Genomic DNA, 20,157 nt, shown 5'->3' with positions numbered 1-20,157 from the left:
AAACTCGACCGGCGGCCGCATGGCGCCGCCGGTCGAGTTTCGGCTACAGCAACCCCGCCGCGCGATAGCTTTCAACGGTTTCGCGCAACCCCGTGTCGCTCGCGATCGCCGGGGCCCACAAAGCCGCTGGCGGGCGTTTCGCGGGATCGACCGTCCAGTCCGGATGGCAGAAATAGGCCACCCGGTCGGCAGTCAGCCTGGCGCGCTTCCCGCGTATCAGCCGATCGACCCGCGCGCCCAGCCGCAGCAGGCCCGGCGTCAGGGCGATTGGACGGACGGCGCGGCCAAGCGCCACGCCGACCGCTTCCGCGAACGCATGATGCGTCCAGCCGCCCTCGCGCCCATCGTCCATCTCGTAAATCGCCCGCCCGGCCGGCGTCTCGGCGAGCACCACCAGCAAGCGGGCGAGGTCGTCGACGTGTATCCACGACGCCCGCCCCGCCGGCGGCGTGATCGAGAAGCCCCGCCGCGCGAAGCGGAAAACGTCGAGCATCTCCATGTCGCCCGGCCCGTAGATTCCGGGCGGGCGCACCATATCCCACGCCAGCGCGGAGGCCGCGACGACCTCTTCCGCCTCACGCTTCGACCAGCCGTAGATCGACAGTTGCGGCTCGCGCGCCGAGAGCGAGGAGACATGGACGAAGCGCGTCCCCGGTGCCGTGGCGGCGACGATCGCGCGCGTGCCGTCGACATTCCCCGCCGCGAAGCCGGCGCGGTCGGGTGCGTTCACTACCCCGGCGATATGGATCACCGCGTCCGCGCCCGCGGTCAGTTCTGCAAGCGCCGCGGGATCGTCGAGCGCGCCCGCGATCCAGCTTACCCCATCGCGGGCCGGTTGCGGCCGCCGCGCCAGCGCGCGTACCTGATGCCCCGCTTCCAGCGCGCGGCGGACAACATGGCCGCCGACGAAACCGGTCGCGCCGGTCAGCGCAAGGATCACAGCAGCGCCATATGGTTGCGATGGACCAGCGCCGCGCGCGGGGCATAGCCAAGGATCGCCTCCTGCTCATCGCTCCGTCGGCCGAGCAGCCGCATCGCGTCGGCGGCATCATATTCGGCCAGCCCGCGCGCCACCGCGCCTTCCGGCCCCTCGATCGTCACCACATCGCCGCGCGCGAACCGCCCCGTCACGCCAGTCGCGCCGGCCGCGAGCAGGCTGCGTCCCGCCGCCAGCGCCTGCGCCGCGCCGGCATCGACGGTGATGACCCCCTTGGCGGTCAATCGTCCCGCCAGCCACGCCTTGCGCGCCCGCGCGCGCCGCTCGGGGACGAAGATCGTGTGCCGCGCCTCGGTCGACAGCGGCCGCTCGATCCGGCCCGACGCGATCGCCAGCGCGACCCCCGCCCGGCCCGCGATCCGCGCCGCCTGAATCTTCGAAACCATTCCCCCCGAGCCCATGCCGGACGCGGAGCCGTCGTCGGCCATCCCCGCGATCCGCGCGTCGATCCGCTCGACCCGCGCGATATGCCGCGCGCCGGGCAGCGCCGGGTTGCGGTCATACAGCCCGTCGATGTCGGACAGCAGCACCACGCCCTGCGCGCCCGCCGCCTGCGCCACGCGCGCCGCGAGCCGGTCATTGTCGCCGAAGCGGATTTCGGCGGTCGCAACGCTGTCATTCTCGTTGATGATCGGCACGACGCCGAGCTGGAGCAGCCTCCCCAACGTCGCCGCCGCGTTGAGGTAGCGCCGGCGATCCTCCAGATCGTCGAGCGTCACCAATATCTGCGCCGCCGTCAGCCCCTCGCCGCCGAGCACCTCGGCCCAGGTGTGGCCCAGCGCGATCTGCCCGGTCGCCGCCGCCGCCTGTGCATCCTCAAGGCTGGCGCGGCCGCCCTTGGCCAGCCCCAGCCGCCGCGCGCCCAGCGCGATCGCGCCCGACGAGACGACCGCCACCTGTTGCCCGGCGCGCGTCCGCTCCGCGATATCGGCCGCTATCCCCTCCAGCCACGCGCGGCGCACGCCGCCTTCGGCATCGACGAGCAGCGCCGATCCGATCTTGACGACGATCCGGGGGCAGGTATCGGGCGGGAACAGCATCGCGGCCCGCGTTAGCGCGTGCCGCCCGCCCGGCACAACGGATTCTCAGCCGACGCGCTCGAAATGATTCGCGGCGAATCCCTCCACCGCCAGCGCGGCGATCCGCTCCGCCACGACCCGCGGTTCCTTCACCGACGCCGGGTCCTCGCCGGGATAGGCGCGCGCGCGCATCGCGGTGCGCGTCGCGCCGGGATCGACGATCGCGGTGCGGATGCGGCTGATCTCCTCCACCTCGTCGCCATAGGCCGCGACGAGGGTCTCCATTGCCGCCTTGGATGCGCCGTAAGCGCCCCAATAGGCGCGCGGCTTGCGACCGACCGACGAAGTGAGCGCGATCACCTTGCCCGCATCGGCGCGCCTGAGCAAAGGATCGAACGCCTGGATCAGCGCGACTTGCGCCGAGACGTTGAGCGTCAGCACCGCCGCAAGCTCCTTGGCGTCGATCGCCGGCACCGCCGCGAGCGAGCCGAGCATGGCCGCGTTGAGCACCAGCACGTCCAGCGCCTGCCACCGCTCCGCCACCGCCATCGCCAGCCGCGCGATCGCGTCGGTTTCGGTCAGGTCGAGCGGGGCGATCGTCGCGGACCCGCCGGCATCGAAGATGGTTTCCTCGACACCCTCCAGTTCCTTCGCGGTGCGCGCGGTGAGCACGACATGCGCGCCCCGTTCGGCGAGCGCGATGGCGGTCGCGGCGCCGATCCCGCGCGAGGCGCCGGTCACGAGCGCAAGCTTTCCCGCGAGTGGCTTGTTCTGTTCGGTCATCTCGATGCTCTGGTTCAGGCGACGCGCTCTTCGAGCAAGGCGAACTGGTCGACCTCGGCCAGTTCGTCGTGATCGGTCAGTGTGGTGGGGTAATCGCCGGTGAAGCAGGCGTCGCAATATTGCGGGCGGACATCAGCGCGGCCTTGCTCGCCCAGCGCCTTGTAAAGCCCGTCGATCGAGACGAAGCCGAGCGAATCCGCGCCGATGTAGCCGGTCATCGCGGCGAGATCGAGCTTGGCGGCGAGCAGTTTGGCGCGCTCCGGCGTGTCGACGCCGTAGAAGCAGCTATGCTTGGTCGGCGGGCTGGCGATGCGCATATGCACCTCGGCCGCCCCGGCCTCGCGCATCATCTGCACGATCTTCACGCTGGTCGTGCCGCGCACGATCGAATCGTCGATCAGCACCACGCGCTTGCCCGCGATCAGCGCGCGATTGGCGTTGTGTTTCAGCTTCACGCCGAGATGGCGCACCTTGTCGCCCGGCTGGATGAAGGTGCGGCCGACATAATGCGAGCGGATGATGCCCAGCTCGAACGGGATGCCCGATTCCTGCGCATAGCCGATCGCCGCCGGTACGCCCGAATCCGGCACCGGGATCACCAGATCGGCGTCCACCGGCGATTCGATCGCGAGCTGCGCGCCGATCGCCTTGCGCACCGAATAGACCGAATGATCGCCGACGATCGAATCCGGCCGCGAGAAATAGACCCATTCGAAGATGCACGGCCGCGCCGCATGCGTGGCGAACGGGTGGATCGAGCGCATCTCCGCGCCCTGCACGATCACCAGCTCACCCGGTTCGACCGAGCGGACGAACTCCGCGCCGACAACGTCGAGCGCCACCGTTTCGGAAGCGAAGATGACCGCATCGCCCAGCTTGCCCATCACCAGCGGGCGGATGCCGAGCGGATCGCGGCAGGCGATCATGCCCTCCGGCGTCATCACGATCAGCGAATAGGCACCCTCGACCTGCTTCAGCGCATCGATGAAGCGATCGAGCAGCGAACGGTAGCTGGAGGTCGCGACGAGGTGGATGATCGTCTCGGTATCGCTGGTCGACTGGAAGATCGATCCGCGTCGCACCAGCTCGCGGCGCAGGCGCATCGCATTGGAGATGTTGCCGTTATGCGCCACCGCGAACCCGCCGGACGCGAGATCGGCATAGAGCGGCTGGACGTTGCGGAGCGCCGTCTCGCCGGTGGTGGAATAACGCACATGGCCGCAGGCGACGGTGCCGGGCAGCGCGCGAATCACCTCGTCGCGATCGAAATTCCCGGCGACATGGCCCATCGCGCGATGCGTGTGGAATTGCGCCCCGTCGAACGAGGTGATCCCGGCCGCCTCCTGCCCGCGGTGCTGGAGCGCATGAAGCCCCAGCGCCACGAGCGCGGCGGCGCTCTCCGCGCCGGAAACGCCGAAGATCCCGCACTCCTCGTGCAGATGGTCGTCATCGAAGGGGTTTGTGGTCAGCATGTCCGGCCAGGCTCGCGTCGTGCCGGGCCGCATATAGTGGCTGTCGCCGATTTGTCACGGTCGGTTACGGGATCAATTCACGCGCGTCGCTACATCTCCCCGCGCGCGCGGCGGATCGCGTACCATTTCTTCACGTTGGCATTATGCTGGTCGAGCGTGTTGGCGAACACATGGCCGCCGGTGCCGTCCGCGACGAAATAGAGCGCGGCGGTCTGCGCAGGATCGAGCACCGCGTCGATCGAGGCGCGCCCCGGATTGGCGATCGGGCCGATCGGCAGGCCGGGCTGGGCATAGGTGTTGTAGCCGTTCTTGGCGCGCAGTTCCGATTGCAGGATGCGGCGGCCGAGCGGCTTGCCCTTAGTGATCGGGTAGATGACGGTCGGATCAGCCTGCAACGGCATCCCGCGCTTGAGCCGGTTGGCATAGACCGCCGCGACCTCGCGCCGCTCGCTGGGCTTGCCGGTTTCCTTCTCGACGATCGAGGCGAGGATGATCGCCTGCTCCGGCGTCTTCACCGCGATGCCGGGCTTGCGGCGCTTCCACGCGGCGGCGAGATAATCGCGCATCGCCTTCTGCATCCGCGCGACGACCGAGGCGCGGGTATCGCCCTTCTGATAGGCATAGCTGTCGGGCAGGATCGAGCCTTCGGCGGGCACCGGCACGTCGCCGACCAGCCCGTCCGCCTTCATCAGCGCCTCGTGGACGAGGATCGAGGGATAGCCCTCCGGCACCGGGATCAGCCGCTGGCGGACCTTGCCCTCCTGCAACAGCGCCAGCACGTCGGAGGCGCTGGCGTGGGCGGGAATGGCATATTCGCCGGCCTTGATCGCCTGCCCGTTGCCGAAGAGCCGCGCGAAGCCGCGGAAACGCGTCGCGGAGCGGATCGCGCCGGCCTTCTGAAGCTCGCTCGCCGCACGGGCGAGGGTCGCCCCCTCCGGCACGATCACCGCGACCGGCTTTCGCGCCGGGCCCGCGCCGGTCCAGTCATGCGTCAGCCAGCCGAGCGTGACGACGCCCAGCAGCACGACCAGCGTTCCAAGGCACCCGAGCCTTCTCACCGCCCTATCCTCCGTCCGTGCCGAGCCTGCCGCCATCGTCAAACGTCATGCCGGACCTGATCCGGCATCCAGAGCAACGCGCGATGGTGTCTTGGCTCTGGATGCCGGGTCAAGCCCGGCATGACGACAGGGAGAATTTATACGGCCTTCATCACCAGCGAGGCATTGGTGCCGCCGAAGCCGAACGAATTGTTCAGCACCGCCTTCACCTGCCGCTTCTTCGCGACATGCGGGACGAGATCGACGCCGACGCAATTCTCGCTCGGGTTATCGAGGTTGAGCGTCGGCGGCACGATCTGGTCGCGCATCGCGAGGATGCAGAAGATCGATTCGACCGCGCCGGCGCCGCCCAGCAGATGTCCGATCGCCGACTTGGTCGAGGACATCGAAAGCCCGCCGAGCGCGTCGCCGAACAGGCGGCGCACCGCGCCCAGCTCCAGCTCGTCGCCGAGCGGGGTGGAGGTGCCGTGGGCGTTGATATAGTCGATGTCGGACAGCGCGAGGCCGCTCTTGCGCATCGCCATCTCCATGGAGCGGAACGCGCCCGACCCCTCCGGGTGCGGCGCGGTGACGTGATAGGCGTCGCCCGACAGGCCGTAACCGATCACCTCGGCATAGATTTTCGCGCCGCGCGCCTTGGCCCGCTCATATTCCTCGAGCACGACGACGCCCGCGCCCTCGCCCATCACGAAGCCGTCGCGATCGCGGTCATAGGGGCGGCTGGCCTTCTCCGGCGTGTCGTTGAAGCCGGTCGACAGCGCGCGCGCCTGCGCGAAGCCGGCGATGCCGAGCGGACAGATCGCCCCCTCCGCGCCGCCCGCCAGCATCACGTCGGCATCGTCCATCGCGATCATCCGCGCCGCGTCGCCGATCGAATGCGCGCCGGTCGAGCAGGCGGTGACGACCGCATGGTTCGGCCCCATCAGCCCGTATTTGATCGAAACCTGCCCCGAGATCAGGTTGATAAGCCGGCCATGCACGAAATGCGGCGAGACGCGGCCCGGCCCCTTGGTTTCGCAGACGATCGATTCGCTCGCGATGCCCGGGAGCCCGCCGATGCCCGCGCCGATCGAGCAGCCGGCGCGCAACCGCTCGGCCTCGCTCATCTCGGTCAGGCCGGCGTCTTCCAGCGCCTGCCCTGCGGCATCGATGCCGTAGATGATGAACGGATCGACCTGCCGCTGGATCTTGTGGTCGACGCGTTTCGACGGATCGAAACCATATTCGTGATCGGCCGGCTTCACCTCGCAGGCGATGCGGCACTTCTGGTCCGACGCATCGAAGCGGGTGATCGGGCCGGCGCCCGAACGGGCGGCAATGAGGTTGGCCCAGGCCGTTTCCACATCGGCCCCCAGCGGGGTGACGAGGCCAAGACCAGTGACGACGACACGGCGCATTCGTAACTCTCCGAAAAATAACAACAGGCCCAGCCCGCTGCGGGGCTGAGCCTGTCGAAGCTCTGTCCTGCCGGTTCGCCATGATCGGCGAACGGCAGCCCCTCGACAAGCTCAGGGCGTTTGAGGACAGTTCCGGTCTGAAAAGGTCAGCCCCGGATCAGCCCTTGTGCTCGTCGATATAGCTGATCGCGTCCTTGACGGTCGTGATCTTCTCGGCGGCGTCGTCAGGAATCTCGACACCGAATTCTTCCTCGAACGCCATCACCAGCTCGACGATATCGAGACTGTCGGCACCGAGATCGTCGATGAAGCTCGCGTCTTCGGTCACCTTGTCGGCCTCGACACCGAGGTGCTCGACGACGATCTTCTTCACGCGGTCGGCGGTCTCGCTCATACCCTGTTCCTTCTTGCGAGGTTTGCTGTTGCCCCACGCACGTAGAGCGCGGCCCCACCACTGGCAAGGGGGAGGCAGGGGAGTCGTCCGCGAAACATTAACGGATCGGCGTCATGCAGATGCCCATGTTCGAGGCGATCGCCACCGGAAGCTGGCTCGACCGGCGACGCATCGCGATGGTCGCGCGGATGTCGCTCGCGGCGACGGTGCTGATGTTCGTCGCGCTGTTCGCCACCGCGCACGGCACGCGCGATTTCCTCGGCCGGCCGCTCGGCACCGATTTCTCGAACGTCTGGTCGGCGGGATACATGGCGCTGCATGGCCACGCGGCGGAAGCGTGGGATTGGGGAGCGCAGGCGGCGGTGCAGCGCGCGGTGCACCACGATCCGCACGTTCCCTTCTACGGCTGGCATTATCCGCCGCCGTTCCTGCTCGTCGCGACGCTGCTCGCGCTGCTGCCCTATGTCGCCGCGCTCGTGTTGTGGCAGGCGGTGACGCTCGCGGCCGCGCTGTGGCTCGTCACCCGCATCGTGCCGCACCGGCTGACCCTGCTGATCGCCGCCGCCGCGCCGGTGGTGATGGTGTGCCTCGGCCACGGCCATAACGGCTTCCTCACCGCCGCCCTGCTCGGCGGCGGGCTGTTCCTGCTGGAACGCAGGCCGTTCGCCGCCGGGCTGCTGATCGGGTGCCTTGTCTACAAGCCGCAATTCGCGGTGCTGCTGCCGCTGGTCCTGCTCGCGAGCGGGCGGCGGCGGGCGGTGGCCGGCGCGATCCTGTCCGCCGGCGCGCTGGTGCTGGCGACCTATGCGATCTGGGGCTGGCCGGTGTGGCAGGCGTTCCTCGATTCGCTGCCGCTCACCCGCAGCGTGGTGATCGAGGCCGGCAACACCGGCTGGGAGAAGATCCAGACGGCGTTCGGCGCGGTGCGCGCGCTGGGCGGATCGGTGGCGCTGGCCTATGCGGTGCAGGGCGCCGTCACCGCCATCGCGCTGCTCGCCGCCCTGATCGCGACGCTGCGCGCCACGCCGGCGGTGCGCAACGCGGTGGTGCTCGCCGCCGCGCTGCTCTCCACGCCCTATGCGCTCGATTACGACTATACGCTCGCGGGAATGGCGATCGCCTTCCTCGTCGCGGACGGGCGCGCGCGTGGCTTCCTGCGCTGGGAGGCGAGCGTGCTGGCGATCGCCTGGGCGATGCCGCTGTTCGCGCGGAGCATCGCCCATCTGACGCTGATCCCGCTCGGCGTGATGAGCCTGCTCGCGCTGTTCGCCGTCGCGGTGCGGCGAATGGCGCTGCTCGATCACGCCTTCGCGGGTATCACACCATCGCCATCCCGCCGTTGACGTGCAGCGTCTGGCCGGTGACGTACCCCGCCTCCTTCGACGCGAGATAGACCACGGCGGCGGCGATATCCTCGCCCGTGCCGAGATCGCCGGCGGGAATCTTGCCGAGCAGCGCAGCCTTCTGCGCTTCCGGCAACACGTCGGTCATCGCCGAGCGGATGAAGCCGGGGGCGACGCAATTCACCGTGATGTTGCGGCTCGCCAGCTCCTGCGCCAGCGCCTTGGACATGCCGACGAGGCCCGCCTTGGACGCGGCATAATTGGCTTGCCCCGGATTGCCCGTCTGCCCGACGATCGAGGTGATCGAGATGACGCGGCCGAAGCGCTGCTTCATCATCGGCTTGGCGGCGGCGCGAATCAGGCGGAAGGCGGCTTCGAGGTTGACCGAGATCACCTGCCGCCACTCCTCGTCCTTCATCCGCATCGCGAGATTGTCGCGCGTGATCCCGGCGTTGTTGACGAGGATGTCTAGCCGCCCGCCGAGCGCCTCCACCGCCGCCGGCACCAGCGCATCGACCGAAACCGGATCGGAAAGGTCCGCCGGCACCGCGACATGATCCCCGCCGAGGCTGGCTCGGAAAGCGGTGAGCTTTTCCGCATTGGAGCCGGAAACCGCCAGCCGCGCCCCCTGCGCCGCCAGCCCGCGCGCGATCGCCGAACCGATCCCGCCCGAAGCGCCGGTCACCAGCGCGGTCATGCCTGTCAGGTCGAACATTCCAGAATCTCCCGATTATCGGAGGCGGTTCCGGCCCGTTCCCCCACCCGGCCTCCCAGCCATGATGCCGATGGGAGGCGGGTGGGGGAGCGGGCCAGAACCGCGATTTGAATCAGAGCGTCTTCAGCAGCGCTTCGATGTCGTCCATCGACACCACGCTGGTCGCATTGGCGTCGGGCGCAGTGCGCTTGACCATCGGGCCGAGCACCTTGCCGCCGAACTCGACGAACTCGCCCACCCCGGCGTCCTGCATCGCCAGCATCGATTCGCGCCAGCGCACCATGCCCGTCACCTGCCGCACCAGCCCGGCGCGGATCGCATCGACGTCGCTCACCGCCCTAGCGTCGACATTGCAGTAGAGCGGCACCAGCGGCGCGGCGATGCGCGCGTCGGCCAGCGCCTTCTCCATCGCATCGGCGGCGGGCTGCATCAGCGGGCAGTGGAACGGCGCGGAAACGGGGAGCAGCAGCGCCCGCTTCGCGCCGTGATCCTTGGCGATCGCCACCGCGCGATCGATCGCGTCCTTCGCGCCGCTGATGACGACCTGCGACGGATCATTGTCGTTGGCGACGGTGCAGACCTGCCCCTCGGCGGCTGCGGCCGCGATCGCCTGCGCCTTTTCGAGGTCCGCGCCGAGCAGCGCTGCCATCGCGCCCTCGCCCACCGGCACCGCCGCCTGCATCGCCTGCCCGCGCAGCTTGAGCAGCCGCGCGGTGGTCGCGAGGTCGAACGTCCCCGCCGCGCACAGCGCGCTATATTCGCCCAGCGAATGCCCCGCGACGAAATCGGCCTTGTCGGCCAGCGACACACCGCCCTCGCGCTCCAGCACACGCAAGGTGGCGATGGCGTTGGCCATGATCGCGGGCTGGGCGTTCTCGGTGAGGGTCAGTTCGTCCGCCGGGCCTTCGGTCATCAGCCGGAACAATTTCTGGCCGAGCGCCTCGTCGACCTCCTCGAACACCTCGCGGGCATGGCCGCTGGCGTCGGCTAGCGCCTTGCCCATGCCGACGGACTGGCTGCCCTGCCCCGGAAAGATGAACGCGCGCATGATGCCTCCCTGATCGAAGCGCGCGGCGTAAGCGCGGGAACGGCGCGGGGTCAACCTCGCGTGCGGACCAGCACCATTTCCGCGCCCGGCGCGAACATGCGCCGCGCGACGGGCGCGGGAACGATCGCCTCCAGCCCGAGCGCGCGCAGCACCTGCCCCAGCCGCGTCGGCGGGACGGGATAATGCGCGACGATCGTGCCGGGCGGCGCGGATGTGGCCGGCGCGACGACCAGCCCGCCCGGCCGGGTGGGCGCGTAGCGGAGGTTGGCGAGATGCGCGAAGGCCATCGGTATCTCCGCGCGGCGCACCTCGTGCGGATCGCCCGCCACGATCTCGCGCGGGTGGCTGCGCGCGGCGTCCACCAGCACCTCCATCTCCCAGTGCGGATGGCGGTTGCCGACGCTCAGCAGCAGCAGGTTGCTCCCGACGATGGCGGCGAGCAGCAGTGCCCGCCAGCGCGCCGCGAGCCGGTCGAGCCAAAGCGCCAGCACCACCGCCGCCGCGACCGCCGCCAGCGTGAAGTAGCGCGGGTTGAGCACCAGCTTGGTGTAGAGCGCCGCGACCAGCAGGAAGCTCGCCCCCGCCATCGCCGCCAGCACGATCAGCCGCCGCCGCGCGCCCGGCTCCAGCCCGCGCGCGGCGCCGAACGCGAGGGCGATCCCCGCGAGCCAGAACAGCAGCCCGAAATCGTCGTTGACCAGCAGCACCAGCAGCGGGTCGATCGGCGGCCACAACAGGAAATTACCCTCCAGATTGGCGGCGCGGTCGATATGCTCGTCGTGATGGAAGGCGATACCGTAGCGGCGTAGCGGATCGCCGGTCATGGCATATTGGAACAGCGCCTCCGCCCCCAGCACCAGCGCGACGCCGACGCCCATCGCGACCAGCACGCGGCGCGGCACCGGGCGCCCGATCAGCAGCATCGGCGCGAAGGCGACGAGCGGCAGCACGCTCGTCTCGCGGCACAGGATCGCGATGCCGAAGCACAGCCCAGCGCCAATACCGCGCCACAGCCCCGCGCGATCGTCCGCCGCGCCGCCGAGCAGCAGCGCGCCGCCGACCAGCGCGGCGGCCTCGGCCAGATCGACGCTGACGGTCGAGGCATAGACGATCACCACCGGCAGCGTCGCGATCAGCAGCGCCGCGATCCATCCCGCGCGTTGCCCGCCGACGCTCCGCGCGAACAGGCCGGTCAGCGTCACCAGCAGGATATAGAACAGCACCGCCGTCACCCCGAAGGCGGCGAAGCCCGGCCCGAGCGCGGCGATGATGGCGGCGAAGGGCAGGAGCAACGGGAAGCGCGTCGACCAATGGTCCGTCCCCGCCGCCGGCGGGTGCGTGAGCCACGCCCGCGCGCCGGCATAATAAAGCGAATCGTCCGATGCGATGAACCCGACCCAGCCGATCCACAGCGCCAGCGCCGCCAGCGCGACGAGCAGCGCGCACCAGCGCCATGATATCCGCGAGCCAGCCAATGTCATGCGCCGCCCCTAGCCGACCAGCGATGGAGATTTGGTTTAAGGGCCGCCGTCGCGCTTGCCTTTCCGTCGCTTTCCGCTAAGGGACGCGCCTTCACGGGCGGCGGAGCGATCCTTCGCCCGCGAGATTGTTTGTTGTGACGACAGCCGGAGGGGCATGGCACGGGGCCATGTCAGCGATCGGTCAACGAAGGAAAGCAGATGGCTCTTTACGAGCACGTGTTCCTTGCGCGCCAGGACCTGGCGCAGGCGCAAGTGGACGCGCTGGCGGAAGCCGCCACCAAGATCGTCGAGGCCCACGAGGGCAAGGTCGTCAAGACCGAGACCTGGGGGCTGCGCAGCCTTGCCTATCGCATCGCGAAGAACCGCAAGGCGCATTACGTGATGATCGAGATCGACGCCCCCGGCGACACCATCGCCGAGCTGGAGCGCCAGAACCAGATCAACGAGGACATCATCCGCTACATGACCATCAAGGTCGACGCCCATGAGGCCGGCCCGTCGGTGATGATGCGCAAGCAGGAGCGTGACCGCGAGCGTCGCGCCGAGCGTGGCGAGCGCGGTGAGCGCCCGCGTCGTGACCGTGAAGAGGAGCTCGCATAATGGCCCGTCCGTTCTTCCGCCGCCGCAAGAGCTGCCCCTTCTCCGCGAAGGACGCGCCCCGGATCGATTACAAGGACGTCCGGCTGCTCCAGGGCTTCGTCTCTGAGCGTGGCAAGATCGTGCCGTCGCGCATCACCAGCGTGTCGGCGAAGAAGCAGCGCGAACTCGCCCAGGCGATCAAGCGCGCGCGTCATCTGGGCCTGCTGCCCTACGTCGTGAAGTAAGGAGCGCTCTTATGGACGTGATTCTGCTTGAGCGCATCGAAAAGCTCGGCACCATCGGCGATGTGGTGAAGGTGAAGGACGGCTTCGCCCGCAACTACCTGCTGCCGAACAAGAAGGCGCTGCGCGCCAACGAGGCCAACCGCAAGGTGTTCGAGGCCAACCGCGCCCGCATCGAGGCCGAGAACGCGAACCGCCGCGTCGACGCCGAGAAGGAGGCCAAGGGCTTCAACAACGTCGCCGTGACGATCATCCGTCAGGCGTCGAACACCGGCCAACTCTACGGCTCGGTCGCGGTGCGCGACATCGTCGAGGCGCTGGTGGCCGACAAGCACAAGGTCGCCAAGAGCCAGGTCGTGCTCGATCGCCCGATCAAGGCGATCGGCGTGTACGAGGTGAAGGTTGCGCTGCACCCGGAAGTGGCGGTGTCGGTGAAGGTCAACGTCGCCCGCTCGCCGGAGGAAGCCGAGCTTCAGGCCTCGGGCGTCGACGTGACGGCGCAGATGTTCGAGGAAGGCCGCGATCAGGGCGGCTTCACCGAGAACTATGATCCCAACGCCGAGCCGGGCGCCACCGCCGAGGTTCAGCCGGAGGAAGCGGAGCAGGCGTAAGCCCTCTCTCCTCGTGGACAGGAAAAGGCCCGTCGGAGCGATCCGGCGGGCCTTTTCGCTGCTCCGGCCCCTCCGTTGAACGAGAGTCCATCTTCATCATTGCGCCGTGCCGCAGTTCCGCTATGGGCGCGCCTGAGGAAGTCATTCCTCGCAAGATCGCGCCGGTGCCCGAAAGGGCTTAATATGGGAACGCGGTGAGGCACGTCCGAAAGGCGCGCCGAATCCGGGGCTGTCCCTGCAACTGTAAGCGGCGAGCGCGATGCACTGCCCGGATTCGTCCGGGCGGCCACTGGGGCAACCTGGGAAGGCGTGCATCGGGCCGTGACCCGCGAGCCAGGAGACCTGCCGGCGTATTGGTCGCTCTTGCCTTGGTCCAGGGAGAGACCGGGGCACGGTATCCATCCGTCTGAGCGGCGAACATGCGGCGGGGGCCGCATCGGCGCGCGGGTGGGTGCATTGGCGTCCGCTCACCATCGCACGCCGACCGCTCGCATCGGGCGGCCGCTCCCTCCGTCAGGCTCGCGACGCCGCGGGGGGAATACCCATGAAGACCAGTTATGTTTCGTTGCTGGCGATCGTCATCGCCGGTCAGGCCCATGCCGAGGATATGGCGGCCGTGGACGCGGCGGCGGGCGACGATGTCGTCGTCACCGCCAGCCGCTCAGGCGACGCGATCCCGCTCGACCTGATCGGCTCGTCGGTCACCGTGATCGACGATCGGGAGATGCAGGACCGCCAGACGCGCATCGTCGCCGACGTGCTGCGCGACGTGCCAGGCGTGGCGGTCAACCGCAACGGCGCGATCGGCGGGCTGATCGATATCCGCATCCGCGGCGCCGAGGCCAATCAAACCCTGGTGTTCATCGACGGCATCAAGGCCGAAAACCCCTATAGCGGCACCTATGACTTCGGCACGCTGCTCAACGACGAGGCGTCGCGGATCGAGGTGCTGCGCGGCCAGCAAAGCTCGCTCTACGGCTCGGACGCGATCGGCGGCGTCATCACCTACACCACGCTCTCGGGCCGCGAGAAGCCGGGCTATTCGCTCCGCGCCGAGGGCGGTTCGATGGGCACCTTCTCCGGCGGCGCGCGTGCCGGCGGCGTGGTCGGCGACCAGTTCGATTATGCGCTCACGACCAGCTATTACCAGACCGACGGCTATCCCGTGGCGCCCGGCGGGAAGCTCGACGTCGGCTCCGACAACCTGGGCGCGTCGGCGAAGCTGAACTGGACGCCCGCGGCCAATTTCAAGCTGACCGCCGTCGGCCGCTACAGCCTCACCCACGCCGATCTCAACGATCAGCAGATCGCCCCCACCTCGCCGATCGTGCAGGGCTATCCGGTCATCACCGCGATCGACACGCCGGGCGACACGGCGCGCAATCGCGGCTGGTACGGGCTGGTCGGGGCGACGTGGAGCCTGTTCGACGACGCCTGGACCAACGCCGCCACCGCTGCGATCACCGACAACCGGCGTGACTTCGACGGCCCCTACGGCCCGTCCGGCGACGTCGGTCGCCGCTACCGCGCGACCTTCGACAGCACGGTGCGCTTCGGCAGCGACCATGTGAAGAACCGCTTCACGCTGGCGATGGATTACGAGCGGCAGGAATTCCGCAACACCACCGCTTATGCCGACCAGAGCACGCACGTCCTCGAGACCCGCGGCTATGTCGCCAGCTATGACGTGACGGTGGACGATCGCCTCGCGTTGGGCGCCTCCGCGCGGATCGACGACTACAACCGCTTCCGCGATGCCGCGACCTATCGCGCGACCGCCAGCTATCTCCTGCCCGGCGGCACGCGCTTCCACGCGGCCTACGGCACCGGCATCAAGGCGCCGACGCCGGGCGAATTGTTCGGCTATACGAGCGGCCTCTACATCGGCAATCCCGCGCTGCGGCCGGAACAGTCGAAGGGCTGGGAAGCGGGCGTCGAGCAGTCGCTGCTGGACAGGTCGGTGACGATCGGCGCGACCTATTTCAACAACATCTTCACCGACCAGATCGACACGACCTACGTCTATGATTCCGGCAGCGGCACCTATATTCAGCAGAGCTACAACCAGAGCGGCCGGACGCGGCAGGAGGGCGTCGAAGTCTATGCCTCCGCGCGGGTTTCCGATTTCCGGCTGGACGCGAGCTACACCTACCTGAACGCGCCGCAGACGATCGACGCGCTCGCCGGGCCGGCGCCGGGCGACGGCAGCTTCCAGTTCCCGGTGCCGATCACCGGCCAGGCGGTCCGCCGGCCGAAGGACGTCGCCTCGTTCAACGCCACCTATGCGCCGAAGTCCCTGCCGCTGACCGCCACGCTGACCGTCCGCTACAACGGCCGCCAGCGCGATTATGCCTTCAATTCCGACTATTCGCGCCTGCTGGTGGACCTGAAGGCCTATACGCTCGTCAATTTCAACGCGAGCTACGACATCGGCGCGCATGTCCAGGTCTTCGGTCGCGTGGAGAACCTGCTCGACCGGAAATATCAGGAGGTGTTCACGTACAACGCGCCCGGCCGCGCGGCCTATGGCGGCGTGCGCGTGACGTTCTGATCGGCGGGAGACGGCAATGAAGCTCCGCACCGGCGACGATCCCGATGCTGGCGTAGCGCCGGTTCGGCGGGCGGAACGCCGGTGCGCCGGCGGGAGCGCCGGAAGCATGCGAAAGCGCCATTCGCGGGACGCCGGAATCGAATGCCGCGCGGTCCTAGCGGCGTTCGATCTGCTCCGCGATCCGCTTCGCCGCGAGGACATAGGCCGGAGCGCCGCAGACCGTCCACGCCTCCGGCACGCTGATGCGCGGGATGCCGGCGAGCGCCGGATGATGCAGCATCTCCGTGCCCTGATCGGTGACGCGATCGGTGGCGCTTTCGACGATCAGGAAATCGGGCCGCGCGGCGACCATCTCCTCCAGGCTCACCCGCGCCAGCGCCGGCTTGTGGAGCTTCGTCGCGAGGTTCACCAGCCCGACGCGGCGCATCAGTTCGTCGATCAGCGTGCCGGTCCCCGTCATGAAGCCGCGCCGCTGATAGTAAGCCGCGACCTTGCCCCTGCCCGGCCGGCCGATCCGCGCGAGGTCGCGCTCCATGCGCGCGATGAGCACCTCGCCGCGTTCCGGATGGCCCACAGCGGCGGCGGTCTGGCGGATCGACGCATAGACGCCGTCGAGCGTATCGGCGATCTCCAGATCGAGCATATGGTAATGATGCCCCTTGAGCGCCGCCATCGCGGCGCTGCCCCGCGCGGGCATGCCGATGACCAGATCGGGGTCGATCGCCAGTATCTGCTCGGCCGAATTGGAGAGGAGCGGCAACCCGCGCGCGCGCGCCGCCTCGCCCGACATTTCCACATCGGTGGCGCTGCGCGTCAGCCCGGCGATCTGATCGCGATCGGCGAGCGCGAGGATGAGCTGGTCCGCGCACAGGTTGAGCGAGACGATCCGCTTCGGCCTGACCACGGGCGCGGAACCGGCCGCCGTCGCCGCATGGAGCGCGGCGCCGCCCAACGCGGCCAGCGGCAGGGCAAGCGCGAGAAGCCTGTATCGCAGCATGAGCGCTTCCATAACCGACTCCCCGCCGCCGGCAAGCGCAACGGGTGCGCCGCATGACGCCGTCCCGCCCGTTGCTGATCGCCGGCCTGCTCGCCTTCACCCTGCTCGCGGCGACCGGCTCGCTGCTGCTGGGAACGGTCGGCCTGTCGCTGCCGCGCATGATCGCGGCCTTCGCGGGTCACGGCGATCCGATCGCCACCACCATCCTGTTCGATCTCAGGATGCCGCGCACCCTGCTGGGCCTCGCGGTCGGCGCGATGCTCGGCCTCGCCGGTGCGGCTTTGCAAGGCTATCTGCGCAATCCGCTCGCCGAGCCTTCGGTGCTGGGCACGTCGAACGCGGCGTCGCTGGGAGCGGTCGCCGCGATCTATTTCGGGCTGGCCGGGCTGCATCCGGTGATGCTGCCGCTGCTCGCCGTATCGTGCGCGATGCTCGCGCTGGCGCCGCTGTTCATCCTTGCCGGACGTTCCGAAAGCCCGCTCACCCTGATCCTCGCCGGCATCGCCATCGGCACGCTGGCGACCGCCGGGGTCAGCCTTGCGCTCAACCTCTCGCCCAATCCGTTCGCGGCGATGGAGATCATGACATGGCTGCTCGGCAGCCTTGAGAACCGCTCGTTCGAGCATCTATGGATCGCGCTTCCGTGCATCGCGGCCGGCATGGCGCTGCTGTTGTGGGACGGCCGCGCGCTCGACGCGCTGACGCTGGGCGAGGACGGCGCGCAGACGCTCGGCGTGGACCTGCGCCGCACCCGGCTGCGCCTGCTCGCCGGCACCGCGATCGGCGTGGGCGGCGCGGTGGCGGTGTCGGGCGCGATCGGCTTCATCGGGCTGATCGTGCCGCATCTCGTGCGCCCGCTGACCGATCGCAGCCCGTCCGCGATCCTCGTCCCCTCGGCGATCGGCGGCGCGGCGCTGCTCACCTTCGCCGATCTCGCGGTGCGGCTGATCGATACCAGCAACGAGCTGAAACTCGGCGTCGTCACCGCCTTCCTCGGCGTGCCCGTCTTCCTCGTCCATCTCATGCGGGAGCGGCGGCTGTGGTGAGCATCCGTCTCGAACAGATCGGCGTCACGCTCGGGCGCCGCGCGGTCGTGCGCGAGGTGAGCACCACGTTCGTGCCGGGCGAGCTGACCGGCATCGTCGGCCCGAACGGCGCGGGCAAATCGACGCTCGCCCGCGCGATGCTCGCGCTGGTGCCGCGTGGCGGCCGGATAACGCTGGACGGCGAGGATATCGCCGCGATCCCGCGCCCGGCGCTGGCGCGGCGCATCGCCTATCTGCCGCAGGGGCAGACGCTGCACTGGCCACTGTCGGTGGAGCGGCTGGTCGGGCTGGGCCGGCTGCCGCACCTCGGGCCGATGTCGCGCATCCGTGATGCCGATAAGGCCGCGATCGAGCGGGCGATGGCGCGCACCGACGTGCTGCCGCTGCGCGATCGCCTCGCCACCAATCTTTCCGGCGGCGAGCGCGCGCGCGTGCTGCTGGCGCGCGCGCTGGCGGTGGAGGCGCCCGCGCTGATCGCCGACGAGCCGCTCGCCAGCCTCGATCCCGGTCACCAGATCGACGTGATGGAACTGCTCCGCGCCGAGGCGCGCGGCGGGGCGGCCGTGATCGCGGTGCTCCACGATCTCACCATGGCGGCGCGCTACTGCGACCGGCTGCTCCTGATCGATCGCGGCACGCTGATCGCCGAAGGCACGCCGGGCGAGGTGCTGACTCCCGCCAACCTCGAAACCGTCTATGGCATCCGCGCCCGCGTGGAGCTTGACGGCGACTGGCCGACGATCACCGCGCTGGGCCGAAGCCAGGATTGAGTGATCGGCCCCTGCCCTTCCATTGCGGTTCGCGATAAAAGCCATGCAGACATTTAATTTTCGGATGATGGAATAGCGGCCTATCGAGCGGGCAAGGCGATGGGGGGAGATGGAAATGGACGACGTTCGCCGCTCGATCAGGGCATTTCCTCTCGCCGCCGCGCTGCTCGCGCTCCACGCCCCGGCCGGCGCGGCCGCGCCCGAACCGGCCGATATCCTGATCGCGGACGGCACCGTCATCACCATGGACCCGGCGCGGCGGGTGATCGAGGACGGCGCGGTGGCGATCGTCGGCAATCGCATCGCCGCCGTCGGCACCACCGCCGAGCTGAAGGCGCGCTTCCACCCGCGCGAGGTGATCGACGCGCGCCGCAAGATCGTGATGCCGGGGCTGATCGACGGCCACGGTCATGCCGGCCACGAACTGCTCAAGTCGCTCGGCGCCGACAGCGACGACTGGAACGATATCGCCGAGCGCATGTACGCGCACGGCTCCACGCCGGATTTCTGGCGCGCCGACGCGATGCTCGCCGGGCTGGAGCGGCTGAAATTCGGTGTCACCACCTCGGTCAACTTCTTCGGCGGTGGCGCGGACGTCTATCGTGTGGACGACCCCAAATACGGCGACGCCTATCTCGACGGCGTCAAGGATATCGGCGTCCGCTGGTTTCTCGGCGTCGGCCCGCGTCGCGGCCCTTATCCCAGCTCCTTCACCGAATGGAACGGCACGGCGCACCATGACGTCGCGGTGCCGTTCGACAAGCAGATGGCGGTGTCGGAAACACTGATCCGCAAATGGAACGGCGCGGCGGACGGCCGGGTGAAGATGGCGGTGGTGTTCCCGACGATCAGCCCGGACCAGAAACTGGAAGGCGCCGCGCTGGACGAGGTGAAGCGCGAGGCCCACGCCGCGCGCGACCTGTCGAAACGCTACCATGTCCTGTTCCTGCAGGACGGCCACACGCGCGGCACGGTGAAATATGCCAATGACGTGCTCGGCCTGCTCGGCCCGGACGCGATCTTCTCGCACGCCACCAGCCTGACCGACGAGGAGATCAGGCTGATCGCCTCCACCGGCACGCGCATCTCGCACAATCCCAGCGCGGTCTTCTCCATGTACGGCCGCAATCCGACGACCGAGCTGATCGACGCCGGGGCAGTCGTCATGCTCGGCTCGGACGGTGTCGCGCCGGATCGCAGCTTCGACATGTTCCGCCACATGTTCCAGGCGACGCGCTATCACCGGTTCTACTTCCACGACGCCAAGGTGCTGCCCGCCGGCAAGGTGCTGGAAATGGCGACGATCGACGCCGCCAAGGCGCTGGGGTTGGAGAAGGAGATCGGCTCGCTCGAACCGGGCAAGAAGGCCGACGTCATCCTGGTCGACTGGTTCAAGCCGCACCTGACGCCGATGAACATGCCGGTCTATCGCATCGTCTATTACGCCAATGGCGAGGACGTCTCGACCGTATTGGTCGACGGCCGGGTGCTGATGCGTGATCGCAAGGTGCTGACGGTGGACGAGGACAAGGTGCTGACAGCGGCGCAACGCGAATCCGATCTCGCCATCCATCGCGCCGGGCTGGAGAAATATACAGAGATGCCCGAGGGGTTCTGGGGGAAGACGCGGCTGCCCGACCAGAAGGCGAAGTGA

19 protein-coding genes and 1 riboswitch are annotated in these 20,157 nt (G+C 68.9%); of the genes, 8 read left to right on the top strand and 11 right to left on the bottom strand.

Annotated features, from left to right (window positions below; genetic code table 11):
• Positions 1-43: 43 nt before the first annotated feature.
• The 7 genes from F9288_RS11565 to F9288_RS11535 all read right to left on the bottom strand — a co-directional run bounded on the left by F9288_RS11565 (position 44) and on the right by F9288_RS11535 (position 7,120).
• A complete protein-coding gene (locus F9288_RS11565; protein ID WP_174836934.1) occupies positions 44-940 on the bottom strand; it encodes an NAD(P)-dependent oxidoreductase in 897 nt (298 codons plus the stop codon).
• A complete protein-coding gene (proB, locus tag F9288_RS11560; RefSeq protein ID WP_174836933.1) occupies positions 937-2,037 on the bottom strand; it encodes a glutamate 5-kinase in 1,101 nt (366 codons plus the stop codon). The genes F9288_RS11565 and proB overlap by 4 nt, the downstream gene beginning before the upstream one ends.
• A gap of 45 nt (positions 2,038-2,082) precedes the next feature.
• Positions 2,083-2,799 carry an SDR family NAD(P)-dependent oxidoreductase gene (locus F9288_RS11555; protein WP_174836932.1) on the bottom strand — a complete coding sequence of 239 codons (717 nt, stop codon included), beginning with the start codon at positions 2,797-2,799 and terminating at the stop codon, positions 2,083-2,085.
• 14 nt (positions 2,800-2,813) lie between these two features.
• Positions 2,814-4,271: an amidophosphoribosyltransferase gene (purF, locus tag F9288_RS11550; RefSeq protein ID WP_174836931.1), complete on the bottom strand. Its 1,458-nt coding sequence runs from the start codon at positions 4,269-4,271 to the stop codon at positions 2,814-2,816.
• An 89-nt stretch (positions 4,272-4,360) separates the two neighbouring features.
• Positions 4,361-5,329, bottom strand: a complete 969-nt coding sequence (gene mltG / locus F9288_RS11545) for an endolytic transglycosylase MltG (protein ID WP_254620850.1) — start codon at positions 5,327-5,329, stop codon at positions 4,361-4,363.
• A gap of 137 nt (positions 5,330-5,466) precedes the next feature.
• Positions 5,467-6,726 carry a beta-ketoacyl-ACP synthase II gene (fabF, locus tag F9288_RS11540; protein ID WP_174836929.1) on the bottom strand — a complete coding sequence of 420 codons (1,260 nt, stop codon included), beginning with the start codon at positions 6,724-6,726 and terminating at the stop codon, positions 5,467-5,469.
• A gap of 157 nt (positions 6,727-6,883) precedes the next feature.
• On the bottom strand, positions 6,884-7,120 hold the full coding sequence (locus tag F9288_RS11535; protein WP_093663957.1) for an acyl carrier protein: 237 nt from the start codon (positions 7,118-7,120) through the stop codon (positions 6,884-6,886).
• A gap of 113 nt (positions 7,121-7,233) precedes the next feature.
• Here F9288_RS11535 and F9288_RS11530 point away from each other — a divergent pair, with 113 nt between their 5' ends.
• Complete coding sequence (locus F9288_RS11530) at positions 7,234-8,463, top strand: glycosyltransferase family 87 protein (protein WP_254620849.1); 1,230 nt, start codon at positions 7,234-7,236, stop codon at positions 8,461-8,463.
• Here the strand turns inward: F9288_RS11530 and fabG are convergent.
• From fabG to F9288_RS11515, 3 genes are all read right to left on the bottom strand, one after another.
• Positions 8,438-9,178 carry a 3-oxoacyl-[acyl-carrier-protein] reductase gene (gene fabG, locus F9288_RS11525; RefSeq protein ID WP_174836928.1) on the bottom strand — a complete coding sequence of 247 codons (741 nt, stop codon included), beginning with the start codon at positions 9,176-9,178 and terminating at the stop codon, positions 8,438-8,440. The two genes, F9288_RS11530 and fabG, sit on opposite strands and share 26 nt — an antisense overlap.
• A 112-nt stretch (positions 9,179-9,290) precedes the next feature.
• Positions 9,291-10,226: an ACP S-malonyltransferase gene (fabD, locus tag F9288_RS11520; protein WP_174836927.1), complete on the bottom strand. Its 936-nt coding sequence runs from the start codon at positions 10,224-10,226 to the stop codon at positions 9,291-9,293.
• A gap of 50 nt (positions 10,227-10,276) precedes the next feature.
• Positions 10,277-11,707 carry a glycosyltransferase family 39 protein gene (locus F9288_RS11515; protein WP_174836926.1) on the bottom strand — a complete coding sequence of 477 codons (1,431 nt, stop codon included), beginning with the start codon at positions 11,705-11,707 and terminating at the stop codon, positions 10,277-10,279.
• 198 nt (positions 11,708-11,905) lie between these two features.
• On the opposite strand from F9288_RS11515, the gene rpsF reads away from it, so the two are divergent.
• The 4 genes from rpsF (at position 11,906) to F9288_RS11495 (ending at position 15,690) form a co-directional block, all read left to right on the top strand.
• Positions 11,906-12,307 carry a 30S ribosomal protein S6 gene (rpsF, locus tag F9288_RS11510; RefSeq protein ID WP_174836925.1) on the top strand — a complete coding sequence of 134 codons (402 nt, stop codon included), beginning with the start codon at positions 11,906-11,908 and terminating at the stop codon, positions 12,305-12,307.
• Complete coding sequence (rpsR, locus tag F9288_RS11505) at positions 12,307-12,531, top strand: 30S ribosomal protein S18 (RefSeq protein ID WP_007403456.1); 225 nt, start codon at positions 12,307-12,309, stop codon at positions 12,529-12,531. Before rpsF ends, rpsR begins: the two co-directional genes overlap by 1 nt.
• Before the next feature lie 11 nt (positions 12,532-12,542).
• Complete coding sequence (gene rplI / locus F9288_RS11500) at positions 12,543-13,139, top strand: 50S ribosomal protein L9 (protein ID WP_174836924.1); 597 nt, start codon at positions 12,543-12,545, stop codon at positions 13,137-13,139.
• Positions 13,140-13,284: 145 nt separating this feature from the next.
• A riboswitch (cobalamin riboswitch) is annotated at positions 13,285-13,504 on the top strand.
• Positions 13,505-13,683: 179 nt separating this feature from the next.
• Positions 13,684-15,690: a TonB-dependent receptor gene (locus tag F9288_RS11495; protein ID WP_174836923.1), complete on the top strand. Its 2,007-nt coding sequence runs from the start codon at positions 13,684-13,686 to the stop codon at positions 15,688-15,690.
• A gap of 154 nt (positions 15,691-15,844) precedes the next feature.
• On the opposite strand, the gene F9288_RS11490 is transcribed toward F9288_RS11495, so the two are convergent.
• Entirely contained in the window at positions 15,845-16,687 is an 843-nt protein-coding gene (locus F9288_RS11490) for an ABC transporter substrate-binding protein (RefSeq protein ID WP_254620848.1), read from the bottom strand.
• 53 nt (positions 16,688-16,740) lie between these two features.
• Between F9288_RS11490 and F9288_RS11485 the strand changes: the two genes are divergently transcribed.
• From F9288_RS11485 to F9288_RS11475, 3 genes are all read left to right on the top strand, one after another.
• Positions 16,741-17,733: an iron ABC transporter permease gene (locus tag F9288_RS11485; RefSeq protein ID WP_174836921.1), complete on the top strand. Its 993-nt coding sequence runs from the start codon at positions 16,741-16,743 to the stop codon at positions 17,731-17,733.
• Positions 17,727-18,503 (top strand): ABC transporter ATP-binding protein, encoded by a 777-nt coding sequence (locus tag F9288_RS11480; RefSeq protein WP_174836920.1) that lies wholly within the window; start codon positions 17,727-17,729, stop codon positions 18,501-18,503. The genes F9288_RS11485 and F9288_RS11480 overlap by 7 nt, the downstream gene beginning before the upstream one ends.
• A gap of 115 nt (positions 18,504-18,618) precedes the next feature.
• Positions 18,619-20,157 carry an amidohydrolase family protein gene (locus F9288_RS11475; RefSeq protein ID WP_174836919.1) on the top strand — a complete coding sequence of 513 codons (1,539 nt, stop codon included), beginning with the start codon at positions 18,619-18,621 and terminating at the stop codon, positions 20,155-20,157.

This window comes from Sphingomonas sp. CL5.1 (assembly GCF_013344685.1).
GTDB lineage: Bacteria > Pseudomonadota > Alphaproteobacteria > Sphingomonadales > Sphingomonadaceae > Sphingomonas.
The sequence above is the reverse complement of the archived record's forward strand: the minus strand, read 5'-3'. Positions and strand labels throughout refer to the sequence as shown.